Origin of the sequence: uncultured Gimesia sp. (assembly GCF_963976445.1) — a bacterium.
GTDB lineage: Bacteria > Planctomycetota > Planctomycetia > Planctomycetales > Planctomycetaceae > Gimesia.
The window spans coordinates 204378-224836 of the sequence record NZ_CAXBKP010000003.1 but is presented as its reverse complement, the minus strand read 5'-3'; the positions used below and the strand labels follow the sequence as shown (position 1 = coordinate 224836).

General features: G+C 49.6%; 16 protein-coding genes. 11 read left to right on the top strand and 5 right to left on the bottom strand.

What is annotated here, in order from left to right; genetic code table 11:
• Positions 1-20: 20 nt before the first annotated feature.
• Complete coding sequence (locus tag AAC022_RS05425) at positions 21-2702, bottom strand: hypothetical protein (RefSeq protein ID WP_339728729.1); 2682 nt, start codon at positions 2700-2702, stop codon at positions 21-23.
• A gap of 228 nt (positions 2703-2930) precedes the next feature.
• Here AAC022_RS05425 and AAC022_RS05420 point away from each other — a divergent pair, with 228 nt between their 5' ends.
• Genes AAC022_RS05420 through AAC022_RS05400 form a run of 5 tightly spaced genes read left to right on the top strand, consistent with a single transcriptional unit; the run spans position 2931 to position 7480 of the window.
• Positions 2931-3713, top strand: a complete 783-nt coding sequence (locus AAC022_RS05420; protein WP_339728727.1) for a sugar phosphate isomerase/epimerase family protein — start codon at positions 2931-2933, stop codon at positions 3711-3713.
• 33 nt (positions 3714-3746) lie between these two features.
• A complete protein-coding gene (gene xseA, locus AAC022_RS05415) occupies positions 3747-4994 on the top strand; it encodes an exodeoxyribonuclease VII large subunit (protein ID WP_339728725.1) in 1248 nt (415 codons plus the stop codon).
• 54 nt (positions 4995-5048) lie between these two features.
• Positions 5049-5399 carry an exodeoxyribonuclease VII small subunit gene (locus AAC022_RS05410; protein WP_339728723.1) on the top strand — a complete coding sequence of 117 codons (351 nt, stop codon included), beginning with the start codon at positions 5049-5051 and terminating at the stop codon, positions 5397-5399.
• A gap of 45 nt (positions 5400-5444) precedes the next feature.
• Positions 5445-6275, top strand: a complete 831-nt coding sequence (locus AAC022_RS05405; protein ID WP_339728721.1) for a type III pantothenate kinase — start codon at positions 5445-5447, stop codon at positions 6273-6275.
• A gap of 5 nt (positions 6276-6280) precedes the next feature.
• Positions 6281-7480 (top strand): GTPase, encoded by a 1200-nt coding sequence (locus tag AAC022_RS05400; RefSeq protein ID WP_339728718.1) that lies wholly within the window; start codon positions 6281-6283, stop codon positions 7478-7480.
• On the opposite strand, the gene AAC022_RS05395 is transcribed toward AAC022_RS05400, so the two are convergent.
• Positions 7464-8759: a glycoside hydrolase family 15 protein gene (locus AAC022_RS05395; RefSeq protein WP_339728717.1), complete on the bottom strand. Its 1296-nt coding sequence runs from the start codon at positions 8757-8759 to the stop codon at positions 7464-7466. The genes AAC022_RS05400 and AAC022_RS05395 overlap by 17 nt on opposite strands.
• A gap of 419 nt (positions 8760-9178) precedes the next feature.
• On the opposite strand from AAC022_RS05395, the gene AAC022_RS05390 reads away from it, so the two are divergent.
• Together AAC022_RS05390 and AAC022_RS05385 are read left to right on the top strand one after the other, a co-directional pair.
• Positions 9179-11776, top strand: a complete 2598-nt coding sequence (locus AAC022_RS05390; protein ID WP_339728716.1) for a hypothetical protein — start codon at positions 9179-9181, stop codon at positions 11774-11776.
• 116 nt (positions 11777-11892) lie between these two features.
• Positions 11893-12033 carry a hypothetical protein gene (locus tag AAC022_RS05385; RefSeq protein ID WP_339728714.1) on the top strand — a complete coding sequence of 47 codons (141 nt, stop codon included), beginning with the start codon at positions 11893-11895 and terminating at the stop codon, positions 12031-12033.
• Here the strand turns inward: AAC022_RS05385 and AAC022_RS05380 are convergent, their stop codons facing one another.
• Positions 12034-12249 (bottom strand): RNA-binding S4 domain-containing protein, encoded by a 216-nt coding sequence (locus AAC022_RS05380; RefSeq protein WP_339728712.1) that lies wholly within the window; start codon positions 12247-12249, stop codon positions 12034-12036.
• Between the two features lie 15 nt (positions 12250-12264).
• The gene (locus AAC022_RS05375) at positions 12265-13689 is read right to left on the bottom strand and encodes a sulfatase-like hydrolase/transferase (protein ID WP_339728711.1); all 1425 of its coding nucleotides are present in this window, start codon (positions 13687-13689) and stop codon (positions 12265-12267) included.
• Between the two features lie 100 nt (positions 13690-13789).
• On the opposite strand from AAC022_RS05375, the gene AAC022_RS05370 reads away from it, so the two are divergent.
• Positions 13790-14746: a dihydrodipicolinate synthase family protein gene (locus AAC022_RS05370; RefSeq protein WP_339728710.1), complete on the top strand. Its 957-nt coding sequence runs from the start codon at positions 13790-13792 to the stop codon at positions 14744-14746.
• 86 nt (positions 14747-14832) lie between these two features.
• On the opposite strand, the gene AAC022_RS05365 is transcribed toward AAC022_RS05370, so the two are convergent.
• The gene (locus AAC022_RS05365) at positions 14833-15111 is read right to left on the bottom strand and encodes a ferredoxin family protein (protein WP_339728708.1); all 279 of its coding nucleotides are present in this window, start codon (positions 15109-15111) and stop codon (positions 14833-14835) included.
• A 578-nt stretch (positions 15112-15689) separates the two neighbouring features.
• Between AAC022_RS05365 and AAC022_RS05360 the strand changes: the two genes are divergently transcribed.
• The 3 genes from AAC022_RS05360 (at position 15690) to rlmN (ending at position 20445) form a co-directional block, all read left to right on the top strand.
• Entirely contained in the window at positions 15690-16889 is a 1200-nt protein-coding gene (locus AAC022_RS05360) for a DegT/DnrJ/EryC1/StrS family aminotransferase (RefSeq protein ID WP_339728706.1), read from the top strand.
• Positions 16890-17212: 323 nt separating this feature from the next.
• On the top strand, positions 17213-19120 hold the full coding sequence (locus AAC022_RS05355; protein WP_339728704.1) for a hypothetical protein: 1908 nt from the start codon (positions 17213-17215) through the stop codon (positions 19118-19120).
• A 182-nt stretch (positions 19121-19302) separates the two neighbouring features.
• A complete protein-coding gene (gene rlmN, locus AAC022_RS05350) occupies positions 19303-20445 on the top strand; it encodes a 23S rRNA (adenine(2503)-C(2))-methyltransferase RlmN (RefSeq protein ID WP_339728702.1) in 1143 nt (380 codons plus the stop codon).
• Positions 20446-20459 lie beyond the last annotated feature (14 nt).

Here is a 20459-nt window from a genome sequence, read left to right as displayed (position 1 = left end):
AGAGACAACGCTGAATTCCATCAACGAATGATTGGCTTTTCGACTTTGATCTCTTGCTGAGGAGTCGGAGCCTGATTCTGCCAGCTTTCACCGACAATCCAGCGATAATTCAAAATCCGTCGCCCATTGACCTGCTCAGCCCGAATCCAGAGTTCTTTCCCTTTTAACGAATCCGCATTCGGAATGTAATACAATTTGCGATCCTGCCCCTGTTTGAGCTCTGTGATAAATCGCTGCATTCGTTTCATACTGGGAATAAACAGGCTGCAACGAAACTGCAGGGTCTCAAGCGGCGATGTATTATTGACAATGATCTGCTCTACTTCCAGCACATTCCCTTCAATTTTCTTATCGATCACGTTTACCACAATATCCCCCAAGCCCACATGATAAGGCCTGTGCACGCGAATCGAATACCTGCGTTCTGCAAAGATTTCGAAATCGATCGAGACATCTTTTTTACCCAGGCTTGCATTGGAAGGCAGTGTCATAAATGTTTCTAACCGGTAGTCCTCCCCCGTGCCCGTGTTGAATTCCCATTCCTTCGGTTCCACTTCCCAACCCTTGGGAACGTTTAACACTGCTTTCCCGCGAATACTTTGTGTGAATGTGTTCTTGCCGACGAGTGCATCAGCGTGACCACCGTATTCACTCTTTGATTTCCCCTTTTCAAATTGGGCCGCCAGTCGCCAGTAAGCAATCTGCTTACTGCACTTCCGAACAATTACGGGAGCAGGCCCTACCGGTAGTTTGTGACGCCGTGTCTCAGGATCACGTTCCAGATTGATTCTTTTTCCCCAGACATCTGTGGCATACACGTCTTCACCCAGATAGATGGTTTCTACTGTTTGTTCATCGTTCCAGAGAAACATAATTGCTTCGTCATCTCGAGAAAACACATAATTTGTGCTTCTGTAAGGCATATTGAAAGCCCCCAGATACTTCGCCCCCTGAAGTGCCAACGCCACTGTTCTCCAGGGAAGAAACAGAAGTGTCGGTGAACCATTCTGATTGAGCAGGCCATGCTGCTCATCAAAAACAGAGTCAGCAAAAATGCCATCTGCTCCCATGTACTTCGCGGTTACCATGCGTTTTGCCAGATCAATTCCCCGCTCTTCGGGCAAGTATCCATCTTGTGGTAGTGGAGTGATGGTGATCCAACGCGGGCTTGCCCCCGGTGAGACATCGGTCTTCCGTAAAACGCCGGCCAGTTCTTCAGCCGAAAGTCGTTCATCATTGTTGATCGACAGAAAACTGTTTGGCATGGTATTTTTAGGTAGAGGCGTCTTCCAGTCCCAATGAATTCCCACATGTGTATCCCGGCCAATGAGATCAAGCTGCGATTTCACATTTTTCAGAGTTTTATTGAGATTCCGCATTCCGATAAAACTCTTGTCATCATCGCCACCCAGTTGCCAGTAATTGACCAGCGATGTATAGCGGGCAAAGACTTCTTCCAGTGAAGGCGACCAGAAACTGGCAGGCATTGTAAAGATCCCGCTAACCCCCTGCCAGTCTTTCGCAAATTGCGATCGCAATTCTTTGGGAGGATGATTTAGCAGCCCAACAGGCGTAATACTTCTGTTTGAAAATGCATCCAGCATCTCTGCGATCCGGCTGGGACGCTGAAGATCTTCAGACGCCATTACATTCCACAAAGGAAATTTGATCCAGTTAATCCCTGCCTGGGCTGCAATATCGGGTAGTTCTTTAATGGGTAGTTGATCATTTTCTTGCGAGATCGTCCAGCCAAACTCGCCTTGAGATCTGGGGGTCGCTAGATCGATGACCGCAAACGACGTTTTCTTTGCCAGGATCGATTGCTTATCACGCACTAATTTTGATCTGACCTCATAAAACCCATATTCCATCGGTTGCAGACGCCAGACTTCCGTATGTTTATTCCCGTCCAGCAAACGACTGTTGGCAACCCCCTTAACGTCTTCCGGATCCTTCATTAACTCCAGCGAAGAGTCGGCCACTTTCCGATCCATGCTGTCAACAAGTTCCAGATCGAGGCGGTACTTGTTCTGGGGATTCAACCCACTGATGCGGCTGCTGACACGAATTTCTGCCGAATGATCGACAAAATGGCGATGATAATTATTCAATATGTCCAGTTGTGGTAAGCTGCCAACCCACAAATCGTCAAACCAGACATCTCCTGAAATATCTTTCTGATTGTTATGCGCGAGATGGCACCCAATCACAATGAAACGAACATTCGGCTTAGGTGTCATTGGTCCCAAAATGACCTCGACCCAACCTCGATGAGTTCCTGAAACCGGACGGCTCACAAACTGCTGGACGCGCTGACGTTTGTGATCTAGAAATGAAATGGAAACCAGAGCGGCATCATGTTTTAATTTCTGAGTTTTGATGTAACCTCGGAAAACATAAGCATGATCAGAATCAATTTTCTCGGGTGGAGAATAGATCGTGGCATGCCCTCCATTCACTCCGAAATGCAGGCTTTGCTGACCGCTCCGCCCCTGGTTTCGATCGATACTCACTTCAACATACTGGGGATATCCGGAACCTTTGCGACGAGACCAGTCATCCGGTAGATCGTCAAAGTCCAAATCCTGATTTGTTTCGAACGAGAAAGACAAGATCGGCAGCGTATCTTCCACCAGGTGACCCTCAAAGGGTAAACCAGCCAGTAAAGCCAGGTAGCAGGTGAGAAACGATGACAGTATCATGGAGCTTTCCTGAATATAAAGATTCCTGTACTTAAAGATCGTCCATTTTTTGATCGAATCTCAATCAGGAACTGGGTGAAAAACCCTGTTTTTCCAATCCTTTTCTATTCTCCCCGAGATATCATTCTCTTTTTGCAAACGGTTAGATAAACTTTGCCAGTTGGCCGAATTACTACGATTATCTCACGCAATTAGAATTTCAGGTAGAAATGCCCCATAAGGAAACGAATGTCACGAATTAAACTTGCTGTCGCTACCCGTTGCTTTGGCTTACCGATCAAACGGGCAATCAAAACAGCCGCTCAAATCGGAGCGCGCGGGGTGCAGTTGGATGTACAAAATGAGATCACACCTACATCTTTCGGCGCATCCGGCGATCGCCAGTTCCGCAAACTTTTGGAAGAGTTCAATCTCTCAGTTGCTTCCTTAAGACTACCCGCCCGCCATGCGCTGACCGAACCTGAATTTATTGACCAGAGAGTCTCACAAATTAAATCGGCTCTCGAGTTTGCCGGTCGATTGAGAGTGCCAATACTCATTATCCATCCGGGACAGATTCAGACCGAAGAAGGAGGAAATTTCCCTCTCGTCTGTGAAGTCCTGAATGATCTGGTCCGATTTGCTTCACACATTGGTATCGACCTGTGTATTGCCTGCGAAACCAATTCGGCATCTGTCATCCGCGAACTCGTTTCGAAGGTCGATGCGGGATTCGTGGGAATCGATTTTGATACTGCGGACATGATTTTCAATCAGCAGGATCAGGAAACAGCGATTCGCGAACTTCATACGTGGATCAAGTCCTATCGTCTGCGGGACGCGATTCGAGAAATGGACAGAGGAGGCTCGGAAGTTCCAATCGGGCAAGGCATGGTCATGTGGGACCAGTTCCTGCCTCTTGTGATGGAAACTGGTTATCAAGGCTGGCTGGCCGTCGATCGTATCCAAGGCGATCAACGGCTCGAAGATTGCCAGCGCGCCATCACGTATCTGAATTCTCTGCTACCCTGATTTCAACCATCCACCAGTAATTAAAGTAAGCTCATGTCTCTTCTGGAACCCGAAATCCTGTCTGTCACGGAAACCACGCGTCAGATTAAAAATTTGGTCGAAGCCAATTTTCCGTACGCCTGGGTCATCGGCGAAATTTCCAACTGCACTATCGCCAGTTCAGGACACGTCTACCTGACTTTAAAAGATGATTCTGCCCAACTCCGCGCCGTGATCTGGAAACGGACTGCCTCGCGACTGAAATTTCAGATCGAAGACGGCATGGAAGTCGTCGCTGCCGGACCAGTTGAAGTCTATCAGGCACGTGGCACGTATCAGCTAAACATCGAACAACTCCTGCCACAGGGAGTCGGTGCACTCGAACTGGCGTTTCGCCAGATGCAGGAAAAACTGGCTGCAGAAGGACTGTTCAGCCCCGAACACAAACGGCCGATTCCTCAGTTCCCCCGTAAAATTGCGCTGGTCACCAGCCCTACCAGTGCCGCCGTCCGCGATATGCTGCAAGTCATTACCCGCCGCTGGAAAGCCGTCGATCTGGTCATCGTTCCTGTCGCCGTTCAGGGAGAAGGCGCTGCAGAACAAATCGCCGCCGGAATTGAACTCGCAGCCCGAATTCCCCACGTTGATACGATAATCACCGGACGCGGTGGCGGTAGCCTGGAAGATCTCTGGGCGTTTAACGAAGAAGTTGTCGCCCGCGCGATCTTTGACTGCCCGATTCCGATCATCAGTGCCGTCGGACACGAAATTGATATCAGCATCTCCGATCTCGTCGCTGACCGACGGGCTCTCACTCCTAGTGAGGCAGCGGAACTGTCAGTTCCGCTCCAGACCGATGTGCTGGCAACATTGACACACTGGAAAGGCCAGTTAGTCAACAACCTGAAACAACGTGCCCGCCAGGTTCGACTGCAACTGGATGCGCTGGCGGGCCGCCCGGCATTGACTCGACCACTGGACCTGATTCACAACCGCGCGGCACAACTGGACGAACTGGACCGCCGACTGAAACGCAGCACGCGCGAACTGCTCTCCCGGTATCAATCGGAAACAAAGCATCTCTCCTCTGCACTGGATGCACTGAGTCCTTTGAAAGTGCTAAGCCGCGGCTATAGTATTACGCGCGTTGAAACCGGAAAACAAAACGCAGAAACAGCAATTGTCAAATCGATCAAACAGATCAGCCCCGGTGACATCCTGCAGACGCATGTGTCTGATGGTACCATCATCAGCCAGATACAAAAGATGATGCCGGAACCGGAATCAAAGGCAAACAAGTAAGCGACCACTATTTTTCAACCAAAAATAAACTCTCATTGAATAAGACCTGATTACATGGCAAAGAAAAAAGCAGCAAATTCGGAAACACCTCTGTTTGAAGATTCTCTGGCAGAATTACAGGAAATCGTCAATACCCTGGAAGAAGGGACGGCCGGTCTTGAAGTATCTATGGAGCAATTCGAACGAGGCGTCAAGCTTTTAAGATCCTGCTACCAGTCTCTCGAATCAGCCGAACAAAAAATCGAAATTCTGACCCGCGTAGACGCAGACGGAAACCCGGTCCTGGAAGATTTTGATGCGACCGCATCCATTGAAACCAAAGGTCCATCAAAAACCGGACGGCGCAAAATCAGTTCGAAAAAGAATGACGAAGCAGAAGACAACAATGATCGGACACTGTTTTAAAATACAGACGACGCCCCATGCTCTGTAACTTTCAAAGAAATACGCATGTCACAACCATTCCTACAACTGGCCATTGATGTCGGCAACAGCCGCCTCAAGTTTGTCTTACTCAAGACCGAAGTCTCTGCGGAAGAGCACAATCCGCTGCCGCAGGTTGTGCAGGCCATTTCCACTTTGATCGATGGGTCACTCCCCTGGGAACAGATCAACGCCTGGTTTGAAAATCAACAGGAGTTAACTTGCCAGACAGTCGTCGCCGGTTCCAATCCACGAGGCATCGAACAGATCGTGAAAGACTGGCCGCAAGGAAATCTGCCCGCTCCCATTGAAGTTCTTAACACAGACCGTTTCCCACTGGAAATTTGCGTTGATGAACCACGCAAAGTCGGCATTGACCGCTTGCTTAATGCCGTCGCCGCCAACGCACTCCGTCAAGCAGATCAGGCCGCAATTATCATCGATACGGGAACCGCAACCACCGTTGACGTCGTTACTCCCGATGGCAGTTTTGCCGGTGGCTCAATTCTGCCCGGCTTTGAACTCTCTGCGAAAGCACTGAACGACTACACCGCTCTACTTCCTTTGATTCCCGTGGATGACCTGCGTCAGGCCGAATCGGTCGTACTGGGAAAAAACACAACCGATGCCATTCGTAGTGGACTCTTCTGGGGACAATTGGGGGCAGTACGGGAACTTGTCAACCAGCTTCAAAAACAATCACTGCCGAATGCCAGTCAGGTTCGTCCCCTCGTTTTATTAACGGGCGGCGGTTCGGCTCTGTTGGCGTCCCACCTCGAAGAACTCGTCCATTTTGAGCCCCTACTCACATTACAGGGACTGGCATTAGTGGCTCAAGAAATCAGTGGAGATCGATAATCAGCATGTCGGGTCGTCTTCAAACAAACTCACAAGCCGCTTGCTCTGCCGCGCTGTTAACGCCCCGCGGCAGAGGCGCTGTCGCCACCATTCGCGTTCACGGCGAAGCAACAAAAATAACACACGCCATCGATGCCTGTTTTCATTCTGCGAATAAGAAATCATTGGCAGAGCAACCCCTCAATCGCATTGTGTATGGACTCTGGGGACAAACCAACAACGAAGATCTGGTACTCTGCCGAATTGAAAATGAGACGGTCGACATCCACTGTCACGGCGGCATGGCAGCTGTCGAACGGATTCTGACAGACCTGCAGACCCAAGGTTGCAAAGTTCTCTCCTGGCAGGAAATCGCCTGCCAGACACAACCGGCACTGGAAGTTGAATTGCAGACAGCACTGACTGCCGCCACGACATTCCGCGCCGCTGAAATCTTGTTGTGTCAATCGCAGGGAATCTTACGCAACGCCTTCGAAGAGCTCATTCCAGATGAAACAGCAGACTTCGATCCGGATATCTTCCAAACACAAATTCAAAACCTGCTCCGCTGGGAACACCTGGGACTGCATTTAACGGCTCCCTGGCGAGTAGTCCTTGCGGGCCGACCGAATGTGGGCAAATCGAGTCTGATCAATGCAATTCTGGGATATGACCGCTCCATCGTGTTCAATGAAGCAGGCACAACCCGCGATGTGCTGACGGCATCCACAGCCATTGAAGGCTGGCCTTTTCAGTTTTCTGATACCGCAGGCATCCGCGAACAAGCTGATGCATTGGAAGCGGCAGGTATTCAACGGGCAGAACAAACCCTCCAGCAGGCTGACTGTCGCGTGATCCTGATCGACACCAGCCAGCCAGCACATCCGGACGACCAGCGACTGCTCTCGCAATGGAACGATTCAATCATCGTCACCCATAAAATCGATCTCCCGCAACGCTGGGATACACCACTGCCCGAACAAGCGATTCCCGTCTCTTCTAAAACGAAAGCCGGCATCGAAACTCTGTTGGATCAACTGGTGAAACGACTGGTCCCGGAAGTCCCACCTTTAGAGACAGCGGTCCCCGTGACGCAACGACAGCTTGATCTTTTGCATCAGGCAGCCAACGCACTCACAAACCAAGATCAACAGACGTATCGCGGTTTGATTAATCAACTGCTACTTCTGGAATCAAACAGGGATTCACTCAACGACGCGCCTTAACGGTCTGCTTCCACTGATGCAACGCGATCATTAAATTGCCCTGAGTCCACAATAACGGCGTAATATCGTTGGGGACATACTTTCCTTTTTCCAGGAAATACGATTCCGGACAGCGGTAAGGACCAAAACGGCACTCCTCAGTCGTCAGCTGATTCAGCGAACGCTCCAGATGGAAACGCTGTTTTTCATAATCAGCCGATTGATCTGACTGCAAGAATCGTTGTCCGTAAATCACGGACATAATGGAATCGAAGATACACCACTGTGCTTCCTGCCCCGGCTTCAACAGCTTATCCCGACTGGCCTGATCTTCGCTGAAGTCGCTGGTCCGATCATCTTCGCTAAGCATGTCTTTATAGTCGGCACACCAATAGGAATCGCCCAGATAACGACGGATTCCGTAATCGCCCATCAGATGCGTTCTGACATCTTCCATGATCGTCTCAGCCATCTCGCCCTGCACCAACCCGAGAGGATAGATCAGGAATAACAGCGCCCCATCGTATTTTCGTGCCAGTAAGGGATCGGCTTGAATACATTCGGCAGGCAGAATCTCCGACAGAGTTGTTTGGCCCTGTTGAATCAAGTCATCGACCATCTCGGCGGAAACCTGCTTTTTACCAAACTTCAATTGGTCCCAGTTCTGGCTTTGATCCAGATACTGTTTCAGAGTCGACAATCCGCTGACAACGGTACCAATACTCGACGCTTCAACCTTGCGGGCCTCTTCCCAGTGACCACTGTCTGCGTCTTCCCAGTAACGAATCTTCTCGAAATAACGTACAAAAGCCGCCAGCAATTCCATCGAATCGTGAGTCGGCGTTAACTTTTCCTGTAACAGCAACAGACTGTAAAACCAGAGATAGCAACCCAACGCATCATTTTGAGCGTGCGCCCATTTTTCATCAATTTCCCCCAGTGTGTTCCCGTCAAACCGGATGTGCGGGCGTTTCATCACTTCCGTCGCGTTATATTTTCCGGAAATGATGTCATCAAAGCGATCTCTGTGCTTGATGAAATAATTGGTCAACGTGACTGCTGCTTTGCAGGCTGGCTCTGTTTTTCCAACGGCGTTGAGAGCATGCGCAACATGAATATTATCGCGGACCCAAATACTCTGATAACCCGTCGATTCATGAGCAATCGCTGCGGGAAACAATCCATTTTCCAGAGCGGGAAACGAAAAGGTATTCTGCGCTTCCAGAAAAGAAACCAGTTGTTCGGTTTCCTCAATTGTTTCTGGAGCCTGATTTAAAGTGGGGAATTTACTGTCATCCATGATAAAAACACCTGATGTATAATAGTTTGTTGAAATGATTCTTCCCTGGAACCATCGATTCGTCTCATTAACAAATGCGTCGAGCTGCGCGCAACGAATTGTGAAACAATTGGCTCCAAAATGCAACGGCAGACAGACGAGAACAGGCTTCTGGCTTTGTTTCCGAAAATCAACGACGTTGTTTTTAGGCATCATTGCCGAAATTCGGAAAGCCGCTGAGCGGAGTGCATTCCGCTGGAAATCACCTCAACAGACCATCAAAGATCTCTACAATCTGCAGCATCATTCTATTCACCGGCTTCCTGAACCGACTTCATACGTATCCGCAGTTATTACTTCAGAAGGAATAAGATTTGCATTTCTCTCCTCTTGCTGAGATCCTCATTCTTCACACAGCCCTTTGAGCGTCGGTTCGGTTTATGAAAGCTGCTTTGTCCTCTGTGATTCGATCACCCAAAACAGGCGTCCTCGCCTTGCTGGTCCTCTTTTCGTGTCTGGCTGTGGCACGCTGGAATCAGCTTTATTTTTTCACGCCCGACAGTGCCCGCTACGTCATAATGGCGAAATCACTTGTCAGCGGATCGGGATATCGGCTCATTGATACACCGGGTGAACCCCTCTACGCACATCGTCCCCCCGGCATGTCGCTGCTACTGTCACCGGCGGCTGTCATTGCTCCCTACAACGTGTTACTCGCTAAAGCGACGGTCCTGATCACGGCGCTGGCACTGATTACGTTGCTCTATCTGTACGTAAAACGTTTGCAGGAACCCGCGTCAGAACAGGATGAACTTCAGTTATCACGCTCGTTCTACTGGCCTGCGTTTTTCATTGCCTTCCTGTTTGCCATCAATCCCTACACGCTCTTTTTCTCTACGATTGTCATGAGCGAAATTCCGTTCATGGCCTGTTCGCTGGGGGTTCTTTTCCTGCTGGCTATTCGACAGGACAGACCCAGTAAAACAGACCTGATACTCTTTACCGGGCTTTTGGTCTTCCTCCCGTTTCTCAGAACGATTGGTATCGCTCTGGTTCTGGCAGTCGGCTGCTGGGCCGTGATTCGGCGCCAACGTTGGCCTTGGTTAGCGGGCGTCATCTGCTCTCTACTGGCGACAGGCATCTGGATGATTCGAAACTCCGCATTGGAACAGAGTGGGTATGCGTCCGTCGCGCTGAAAGAACTGAAATCGCAGGGGATCTTAGGCACGTTACTGAGCATCATTCAACGTTGCACCACACACTTCGAAAGTTTCTGCCAGAAACTCTTCCCGGACATGCCCGGCACAACACCCCGTTATGCCCGAATGATTCTGGACGAAAACGCCTTTCTTGCCGGCCCCGCCTGGATCTATCTCGCATTGGGAGCACTGGTATTAGCCTTATCCTGTTACGGGATGCTCAGACGGAAACAGCAAGGGGGAAGTGTCGCCTTGTTGTATCTCATTTTCAGTCTGGGAATTCTTTCACTCTGGCCGTGGATGCAACAGCGATTTACCCTGCCCCTCGTACCGGTAGTCTTGGCTTTTGTGCCCGCTGGCTGGAACGCCTTTGTGCGACATATCGAAGTAGCCCGACCACTGACTCGGAACCTGTCACTGGCCGTGTTCTCAATGCTCTTTCTGCTGTTCTGCGGCTGGCAAATTAAAACCGATGCGTCTCTGATCAGCGCCAACCTGAAACTGATCTCGCAGGCCGATGAGTTTTATACGGACCAGTTACCGCCGAATCAATTCAGTAACTGGAACGCCGCCGGCGACTGGATCAAGCAGCATACCCGCGCGGACAGCCGTTTGATCACGCGACGCGCTGATGTCGCCACCACCGGACAGCGTTATCAACGTCTGAATTTTTTTGAAACGACCAATGCAGAGAAGCTGCATCAAACCATTCAGGACTTCTCTGCCGATTATCTGGTTACCTTCAGCCGCGAAACCGTCTCAGCCTTTCCCTGGCATCTACTTGATCAGGATCTCGTTTATCGGATGACACCGGTGTATGACGAACAGGGCGTGATGATTCTGAAGCTGGAACCCAACAGAACAGGCACGATTCGCCAGCAATATTGGAACGCTGACGATTCGTTAAAGATCGCCCGCAATGCCATCGAACGATTTCCACATCGCCTTTCGTTTCAAGTGGCGTTTACAAAACAGCTGTTCGAAGCCGGCCATTACGCTGAACTGATTGACTATGTAGAACAGTTACAGCAACAGAAGATTGAAGACGTCAGACTGACCAATCTGCTGGCCTGGTCTTACATTAAAACCAAACGCTATCAGAAAGCCATTCGTGAGTTTGAACGGGCCTTCTCCATGCCCGACCAGAAAATGCTCCGCCGTGATCTGGTACAGGGAATCAACCTTGCCCAGGAAACATTACAAGCCAGTTACCAACCCGCCAGCGAGAAACAGCAATCAGAAGACGCAAGTGAGAATCAAGATCTCAAGCTTGCGAAGGCATATTTTCGTTTGTCGCACATTCTGAAGGCGGAACAGATTCTCAGTGAGGCATTGAAAAAACCGGCTTCCTATCAGAACAATCAGGCAGAATTGCAAACGCTACTGGCAAAAGTCTATCTCGCTGAAGGCCGTAAAATGGAGGCCATGGCACAACTGAACCTGGCCTTCCAATCCGGAAATCCCGAAGCCCATCAGCTGTTAGACATGCTGGAACTGGAGCAACGAGTAGAATTTTTTCTAAAAAACCAGGAAAAGAATCGTGATGAAAAAAACGCACAACAAACGACAGTTATGCTGCAGGAATTATTGACTCTTGCCCAATTTTATGAAGACGCGGGCGTTCCTGGAAAAGCACTGTCTCTCATTGAACGGGCGAATACATGCCTGCCCAACGAGCCACAGTTACTGAAGTTACTACTCAAGTACCAGTTGTTTTATGCCCTGATTCCTGAGGCAGAAGAGACATTATTACAGCTGCGAAAACTTATGCCCCATGATCCAGAACTGGCGGAGAGTGTCCAAAAAATTGAGTGGCGAAAAGAGACGCCCCGTTTCTAAAAAACAACCATCCACGTTGCTGGATGCGTTATTCGCGTGCCAATCCGACAGACCACGGAATAGAGTGTAGAATTTCCATACCGCATTTTGTTGCGAGTCAAAACGGAGGACTTCTCATGGAACTCTGGATTGATGGTTGGATGTACTATTTACTCGATGTTTGGCACAACGCAACAACTTCAGATTATCTCGCACTCCTTCTCTGTGTGATTGTGGTTGGTGGCTTCTTTAACATTCACCGCAGCAATCTCAAATAATCACTCGTCCTGAGTGACTTCAACGCACCACTGTTCGCCGGCGTAAGATATCACATCTCCCGGCGACAGTTGCTTGCGTCTTCTGGTCTCGACGAGTCCGTTAACAGTGACTTCGCCTGCCTGGATAACGACTTTAGCATGACCGCCTGTTCCGACCGCCGCCTGCTGTTTTAAAAACTGATCTAAACGGATCGGTGGACGTGATTCTGATACCATTCGGTTTAATCTCTCTTAGGATGACTTCTTCTTGGTTTTCTTCTTTTTGGACTTCCGAGGCTGTTTCAACTTCTTGAGCTCTTCAGGCGTTGGCGCTTTGAATGTCGCGTCTTGTGGCGAGTCAGATACAAGCGGGCTCGTATCCCCAACTTTTTTCTGCCAGTCTTTCATCGCCGACACTAACCGGTCTGAATGACTCCGACAAGCCGACAGCCCGAACAGATTCTTCGTTTCCGCCGGATCATTCTCCAGGTCAAATAGTTGTGACTTGTTGATCTGCGGGTAGGTAATCAGTTTCCATCTGTCGTCGCGAATCGAACGTTGCACGTCTTTGTAAGCGGTAAATAGTGTCTCGCGGATTTCTGATTTCTTGCCGCTAATCACAGGCCACATGCTTGCTGCATCCAGGCCTTGTGGGACTTCGGTTCCCACCATTTCACAGACAGTGGGGAAGATATCGTACAGATAGACCAGCGCATCGGTCTGGCCGTGTGGAATCCCCGGACCACTGAAAATGAGAGGCGCTTTCATACTGTGCTCATAAAGGCTTTGTTTCCCCATCAAACCATGACTGCCAACAGCCAGACCATGATCGGAAGAAAAAACAATCACTGTATTCTCATATTCGCCGCTCGCTTTAAGGGCTTTCAGCAATCGACCAATATGACCATCCAGCCCTGTAATATCAGCATAGTAATCATGCAGGTGCTTTTTCACTTCCGCTTTGCTGCGCGGGAAACCAGCCAGTAATTCATCACGCACCACCTGCTCTCCGTTGTTAAACGGATGCAAAGGTAGATAATTCTCAGGTAAGGGAATTTGGTCGCGCTGATAAAGGTCCATATACTCCTGATCCGCTACGCGCGGGTCATGAGGGCAGGCAAACGCCAGATACATAAAGAAGGGTTTGTCTGCTTTGGCTTTCAAAAACTGAATCGCATTATCGACGATTTCTTTTCCAGGCTGACCCAGTAAACGTGCCTGTTGATCATTCAAATATTGGGACTGATCGAACCGCTTATGGATCTCCACAGCAGTATTCCCTTTTTTGCCATGATGGTAAGTAAAGTACCCCGCTTGTTTCATGGAGTCTGGAAAGTTCGATTTCTTTGCCGAAGCGTAACGACCCGTCCAGCGGAAATAAGTGCGCCCGCTGAGCAGCATATTGCGACTGCAGACACAAACCGCACCGGAGTTACTTCCCAGGCAGTAGGCATTGTTAAATACAAACCCGCTCCGCACGAGCTGATCCAGGTTTGGCGTCTGGATCAGCGAGTTCCCCAACGCATGAATCGTGTCAGCACGTTGATCATCCGTAAATAAAAACAGAACATTCGGTTTTTGCTTCTGATTCTCGGCTGCCTCGACGATTCCCATACGGAACCCAAAACAACACAGGATAAAAAACAAAGCCAGAAAAACTCTGTGGCGAAAACTCATGAATGCCTCCAAGATTGAGCGCGAATCTGGTATTCTGATGGTCGATAGAACACAATTGAATACAGCTTTAAACTTCGAATATATAGCAAGGACCACCCAAATGCCAGAAGCAGTCTATGACCCAGTCAGTATGATCAAACCCCGCCGTAAATTGACGGGGATTTCTGCCGTTTTGCTCCCCTATCTGGAATCCGGGGAAATTGATCGGGATTCATTAAGTGCCCATATCGCCCGTACCGCTGACGTGGGAATCACCCCCGCCGTCAATATGGACACGGGATATGTGAATCTCATTGACGAGCCGACCTTTATCGAAGTTCTGAAGATCGCACAACAGACACTCAATGGCGGCCCGTTTGTCGCAGGTGCTTTCGTTAGCGATCAATCGGGAGCCGAATTTGATGCCTCTGGTTATCAGAGAAAAACGGACCTGATTCAGGAGCACGGCGGGACCCCGGTCATCTTTCAGTCATTCGGTCTGGTCGAACAGTCACCCGCAGAGATTATTAAATCCTATCAGACGATTGCCGCCAATACCGACCGTTTTATCGGTTTTGAATTAACCAAAGATCTGGCCCCGTTCGGATCGGTCTACGATCTGGACACCTATGCCGCCATGATGGAAATTCCGCAATGTATCGGAGCCAAGCACTCGTCTTTCCGTCGGGAACCGGAATGGGAGCGGCTGCAGCTACGGGATCAGAAGCGACCTGATTTCAAAGTGTTCACGGGCAATGACTTCGGTATCGACATGGTGCAATATGGTAGTGACTATTTACTCGGGCTGAGCACATTTGCCCCCGACTTGTTCGCCAAACGAGACGCCTACTGGGCCGCAGGCGATCCTGCGTTTTATGAATTGAACGATCAATTGCAGTACCTGGGATATTTCACGTTCCGCAGCCCTTCTCCAGCTTACAAACACTCGGCGGCCCAATTTTTACACCTGCGAGGCTGGACCAAAACGAATTTGACGCATCCCCAAAGTCCAACCAGGCCCGATACCGATATTGAAGTCTTACGCGAACTGGGACAGCGACTCAGTGTCATCGATTAATCAAAAATGCCCCAATCCCGGCCAGAGATTGGGGCATTTTCTATATTTCATCAGAGAAACAAGCCGAAAAAAGATTCAGAACGCGCTTAGCAGTCAGCTAAAGGTTCTTTCTTTTCCGTAATCACGGGCAGTTCCTGTGATTTATCGGCGTTGATCTGGGTGTATTCCTGCCATTTTTCCGGAACATTGTCCTCATGAAAAATTGCTTCTACCGGGCATTCAGGCACGCATGCTTCGCAATCGATGCACTCATCGGGATTGATATAAACCATTGATTCCCCTTCGTAGAAGCACTCTACGGGGCAAACCACGACACAATCCGTATATTTGCAATTGAAGCAAGCCTCTGTAACCACGTGTGCCATGAGTTTTCCTTTCTGGACATTGCTCTAAAAAAATCTGTTAAACAGCTCGAAGCCGTCTTTAAGAGTATAGGCTTCGACTATGAAAAAACTACCTGTCAAGCTTGACCAATTTGAGAGGACTCAAGCCCGTCAGGCTATCTTTTACGTATATAGTCCATTTGGGAATCCGCTTACAACCTCGAACTGAAGTTTCATCGTAGATCGCATAAAAACAGGTGTCAAGACTACGAAAGCCACCTGAAACCCCACCAATGCTACTTCTATCGGCAATCTTCGAGACAATCATTTGCTGTTTGCAAAATAAGACCTTACAGCCTCTGACCGTCGACTTCCTGAACCAACATTCAAGAGTCTCCACTTTTTAGTTCGACACATATTGACAGGAAATGGTTCTCGACATAATCTACGCACGAAATTTCGAATCACTTCTGAGAAACCCAGGATGGGGATTAATCAAAGTGACCGGAACAAACACACCTTACCTGAAAACAAGGTGCACAAAATCTCTCAAAACCACCAACCTTACCTGTTTTTGAGCACGGAACTCTCCGGATTCCCATAGCGAATGGAGTCGCTGAATGACAAATGAGACCCCCACCCCAGTCCCCTTCATCAATCTTGTAGCCCAATACCAGAGAATTAAAGAGGAAGTTCAGGAAGCAGTCCTGAAAGTCTTTGATAATCAGTCATTTGTCTTGGGTGACGAAGTAGCAGAATTTGAATGTGATATCGCCGAATACTGCGATTCCCGTAATGCCATTGGAGTCGCTTCCGGTACGGATGCACTTGTGCTGGCATTAATGGCATTGGAAATCGGCCCTGGTGACGAAGTGATTACCAGCCCGTTTACCTTTTTCGCGACGGGAAGTTCCATCGCACGCGTTGGAGCGACGCCGGTGTTTGCTGATATTGATCCTGTCAGCTTCAACCTGTGTCCCGAATCCATTGAAAACAAAATCACGGAACGTACCAAAGCGATCATGCCGGTCCACATCTTCGGGCAATGTGCTGACATGGAACCGATCTGGCGAAATGCAGTCCGTAATGGCATCCCGGTCATTGAAGATGCGGCACAAGCAATCGGTGCAGAATACCGTGGCCGACGCGCTGGCGTTTTAGGAACGATTGGCTGTTTCAGCTTCTTCCCCACGAAGAACCTGGGAGGTGCCGGCGATGGCGGGCTCGTCACAACCGACGACCCTGATCTGGCCACACGCATCAGACGCTTACGCGTTCATGGTGACCTGGGCGGATACCAGCATGCGGAAATCGGCATCAACAGCCGACTTGATGCACTGCAGGCAGCCGTGTTGCGGGTCAAACTTCGACACCTCGATCTGTGGACCGCAGAGCGTCAGGAAAATGCACGACGCTACAATGCCCTGCTCCGGCATTATCAACTTCTGGATTGTATCGAACCACCAACGGTTCTCCCCGATCGACGACACGTTTATAATCAATACAGTATTCGCGTCAAAGGCGGACAACGGGACAAGGTTCTCCAGGACCTGCGAGAAAAGCAAACTGGTTGTGCTATCTATTATCCTCGTCCTTTGCACATGCAACAATGCTTCCAATACCTGGGTTACCAGGAGGGAGATCTACCGGAGACGGAATTGATCACCAGTGAGTGCCTGGCGCTGCCGATCTTTTCGGAATTAACTGAAGTACAACAGGAAACAGTGGTACGAGGAATCGCCCAAAGCCTGGGACGTCTTTCCTCTTCGCAGTTCCCGACTCTCTACTCAGATACTCCCCCGGCTTCGAAAGCAGCTTAATCAGTCAAATTGCACTGATGGAAATAATCATCCCTCTGATTCCTTCGTGAATCAGAGGGATTTTTTATTGTCCTTGATCCTGTCTTTCTGTTCTCCCCAGACACAAAACACACGAAAGTCACCCCATCTTACTCAACCGAACCCCAATAGGCGCTCTCACCCGGAAAATCGTATAAATATTCAGGTAGCTCCCACACGAGTCTGATTCGTCGTGTAGATTTAGAGTAATGAAATTAATTTCCTGCAGCGATGTGCAAAGCATCCACGACCAAATCCAAACTCCTGCCAAAATAATGACACTGATCGGCAGTTAAGGAGATCACATGCCGACTCTTTTTCGAAACCCAACAGTTCGATTACTGGTCATCCTGATCATCAGCGGGCCAACTCTGCACCTGTTGCATGCTGCAGAGAACAAGAAAGAGCCTGACCCTACAGCGGGCAAAACAGCCATTGCGCTCAATTACTGCCGCGCCTCTTTCTACCGCATCAAAAAATCCGGCTCCAAGGAAGTCATGTACGAAGAGCGCGAGAAGATTTTGAATAATCTGAATCTGAACGGCGTGGGAGACGAAAAGGTCATTAAACTATACTCATCGGTTCTCGATGAAATCGGTCAGGTTGAGATTGCTGAACAGGAACGGGAATACTTTAAAAACAAACACAACTACCATTCGCGTCAAAAAGCAGCGACAAATGCCCTCGCATTGACCACCGATGTCTTAACACTGCAATTTGGGAACGCCGTCCGAACCGGTGCTAATAGCTGGTGGGATTATCGAAACGTAGAAGCACAAAAAGACCTGGACCTCTGGAAGGTCGACAAGAAACGCATGGAAACAGTGATTTCCAAATCAACGTTGTTCATGGACACATTCTGGAAACTGGCACAAGAGAAAAATATCCCCGATGACTGGTTGATTCGTGATGACGACCTGGAATCACTTGACACAGCGATGAAGGAACAAAACCCCCGTATTCGTCTGCGGATATTAAAGCGTCTGGAACGCTTTATGAGCCATTACCCGCCTTACTGGTATTACGTTGCCCGCACCCAGCAGGCACAGGGACAGCTCTTTGCCGCCTCGCATACTTATACACAACTGGCAAACGTTGGTGAGGGCTATTTCCGTCGCGATGACATGCTCGCTTCCGGCACTGCAAATCTGGCTGGGATTCGTGACTATCTCGGACAACCTGGGGCCGCAAAAATGGCTCAGAAATCCCAGTCCTATTCCAGTGATGTCTGGGAAGCCAATCTGCTCTGCTCGCGGATTCTACAAAAGTACCAGCAACCCGAAGAAGCCGAAGAAGCCATTCTCCGTAATCTCGACGTGGACCTCGAAACCAACCAGAGTTCGGTCGCATTACTCTCACTGTATTACGCCACCAATAATAAACAGAAAATGATGGCCCAGTTGAATCAACCAAAGATTGTGCAGTCAGTTCCTGTGCCGACTTTGATTCAGTGTGCCATGTTCCTGGGAGTGGGAAAAACGCCTCCGATCGCGACGGCACAGATAGAGTCTTCACTCTATGTCTACAAACAGCTCCATTTTGGCGCGGACGACATCGTCATCGCCTCTACCGGGAACTGGCATTTGCATATGTCGCAAGCGGAACTGGTGATGGCGAATAAAACGTATTCCCGCCCACGACTCGCTTCCGGGAAAAATGAAATTCACGCACGGTTTGAACGCGTCGCTGAATTCGGAAATCCATTTGGCTCTTCAAATCAACTGGCCTCTCAACCTAAACTACGACTGAAATATCCAGATGGTTCCAGCTTGGAACTGAAGCTGGCCACGGCACCACAAGATCGCACTTCACTGGAGGGGAGTAATTTAATCAGTGCCCTCAAAGCCCCTCCCGGGCAACATTACAAAATTGTCGGCGCTGAGATTCAAGGACAAACCATTGCCTTTCACCAAAATGCTATCGAAGACGATGGACGTCGGATAGTACGGCAAAAACCAACGCTCACACCGGATACCCCTCGGATGTCGCAGGGAAAACCGCTTCCGTTGGGCCCCATTATTGAACAACCTCTGCAAGCACAGACCTCCCCGAAACTACCCACTCTGGAAGCCCCCGAACTGACGATCCCGAATTCTCCCCCTCCCATCCCCGCACTTGCGTTTGAATTGGAGGAAGAGAATGGCAAAAAGAAAGGGAGTAACAAGAAAAAAGGGACCGTGGTGAGTTTCCCGGCACCGCCAGAAGATGACTAATGTATCGTAACATCGCTTTATAGCGGCTGTCGGTGCTGGAATTGAAAAACAGCGGCGAGAAATAGTGGTCTTCGGCCTCCCAGACCGGTATGATGCTGATACAAACTTTTCAGCCCCTATCTGAGTTTCCGGGCTGTTTCCCGCTATCGGAATAATTTCCGTAACCTGTTCGCAGCAACCTGATGCGACTGCGAACACTCTTGCTTGAGCCAGAAAACATGCTGTCCTCCGAAAATGATGTTACACAGTCTTCCTCGATAGAAGCCTGTTCACTTCCGTTGATCACTGACCTGACCCGCGATCAACTTGCGGAATGGTGTATTGGGCACGACTCTTCTTCTTATCGCGCTGATCAGATCCGTCGCTGGATTTTCACCAAACGCGTCAACGATTTTGATGCGATGCATGATATTTCCAAAAAGTTTCGTGACCTGCTCAAAGAAAACTTTCGACTGTTTTCTACCACCATCGTCAAACATCAAACTTCGAAGGATCGCACAGAAAAACTGCTGCTGGAACTTCACGACGGGCATCATGTCGAATGCGTGCTGATGCGCGAACCCAAACGAAACACCGTCTGCATCAGTACGCAGGTGGGCTGTGCAATGGGCTGCGTCTTCTGCGCCAGCGGCTTACTGGGACTGACCCGCAATCTGACCATGGGAGAAATCCTGGAACAGATCCTGCGGCTGGACCGAGTGATCGGCGAAGACGAACGCATCTCCAATATCGTCATCATGGGCATCGGAGAACCATTGGCCAACCTGCCCGCCTTGATCCCCGCGCTGGATACGCTGAACCATAAAGGGGGCATGGGAATTGGTGCGCGGAAAATCACCGTTTCCACCGTGGGCCTTCCGGCGAAAATTCGGGAACTGGCAGACGTTAATAAATCGTATATTCTTGCTGTGTCCCTGCATGCACCGAATGACACACTGCGAGATCAGATCGTCCCCATAAACAATAAAGTCGGCATCCAAAAAATCATGGATGCAACAGACTATTACTACGTTACCACCGGCAGACGCGTCACCTTTGAATACATTTTGCTGGCAGGCGTCAATGACAGCCCCGCGCATGCACACGAGTTGGCCGGACTGCTAAAACATCGCAATGCCCACGTGAATTTGATCCCCGCAAACGGAGTAGAAGAAACAGGCTACCAAAGCCCTACGACGCCCGACGTCGATCGTTTCTTTTTGACGCTCGCCAAAGGTGGCGTCAACGTGACCGTCCGCAAACGAAAAGGGGACGACATCGATGCGGCCTGCGGTCAACTGCGATTAAACCGTGAAAAGGAAAAAGACCTGATTCAGGTCCAGTAACTCAAACCGGGCTG

Bases quoted from the DNA above. Each gene is read 5' to 3' on its own strand.
- AAC022_RS05390 (WP_339728716.1), top strand. From the start codon at position 9,179: ATGAAAGCTGCTTTGTCCTCTGTGATTCGATCACCCAAAACAGGCGTC.
- AAC022_RS05380 (WP_339728712.1), bottom strand. From the start codon at position 12,249: ATGGTATCAGAATCACGTCCACCGATCCGTTTAGATCAGTTTTTAAAA.
- AAC022_RS05395 (WP_339728717.1), bottom strand. From the start codon at position 8,759: ATGGATGACAGTAAATTCCCCACTTTAAATCAGGCTCCAGAAACAATT.
- AAC022_RS05425 (WP_339728729.1), bottom strand. From the start codon at position 2,702: ATGATACTGTCATCGTTTCTCACCTGCTACCTGGCTTTACTGGCTGGT.
- AAC022_RS05400 (WP_339728718.1), top strand. From the start codon at position 6,281: ATGTCGGGTCGTCTTCAAACAAACTCACAAGCCGCTTGCTCTGCCGCG.
- rlmN (WP_339728702.1), top strand. From the start codon at position 19,303: ATGCGACTGCGAACACTCTTGCTTGAGCCAGAAAACATGCTGTCCTCC.
- AAC022_RS05375 (WP_339728711.1), bottom strand. From the start codon at position 13,689: ATGAGTTTTCGCCACAGAGTTTTTCTGGCTTTGTTTTTTATCCTGTGT.
- AAC022_RS05360 (WP_339728706.1), top strand. From the start codon at position 15,690: ATGACAAATGAGACCCCCACCCCAGTCCCCTTCATCAATCTTGTAGCC.
- xseA (WP_339728725.1), top strand. From the start codon at position 3,747: ATGTCTCTTCTGGAACCCGAAATCCTGTCTGTCACGGAAACCACGCGT.
- AAC022_RS05385 (WP_339728714.1), top strand. From the start codon at position 11,893: ATGGAACTCTGGATTGATGGTTGGATGTACTATTTACTCGATGTTTGG.
- AAC022_RS05365 (WP_339728708.1), bottom strand. From the start codon at position 15,111: ATGGCACACGTGGTTACAGAGGCTTGCTTCAATTGCAAATATACGGAT.
- AAC022_RS05410 (WP_339728723.1), top strand. From the start codon at position 5,049: ATGGCAAAGAAAAAAGCAGCAAATTCGGAAACACCTCTGTTTGAAGAT.
- AAC022_RS05355 (WP_339728704.1), top strand. From the start codon at position 17,213: ATGCCGACTCTTTTTCGAAACCCAACAGTTCGATTACTGGTCATCCTG.
- AAC022_RS05370 (WP_339728710.1), top strand. From the start codon at position 13,790: ATGCCAGAAGCAGTCTATGACCCAGTCAGTATGATCAAACCCCGCCGT.
- AAC022_RS05420 (WP_339728727.1), top strand. From the start codon at position 2,931: ATGTCACGAATTAAACTTGCTGTCGCTACCCGTTGCTTTGGCTTACCG.
- AAC022_RS05405 (WP_339728721.1), top strand. From the start codon at position 5,445: ATGTCACAACCATTCCTACAACTGGCCATTGATGTCGGCAACAGCCGC.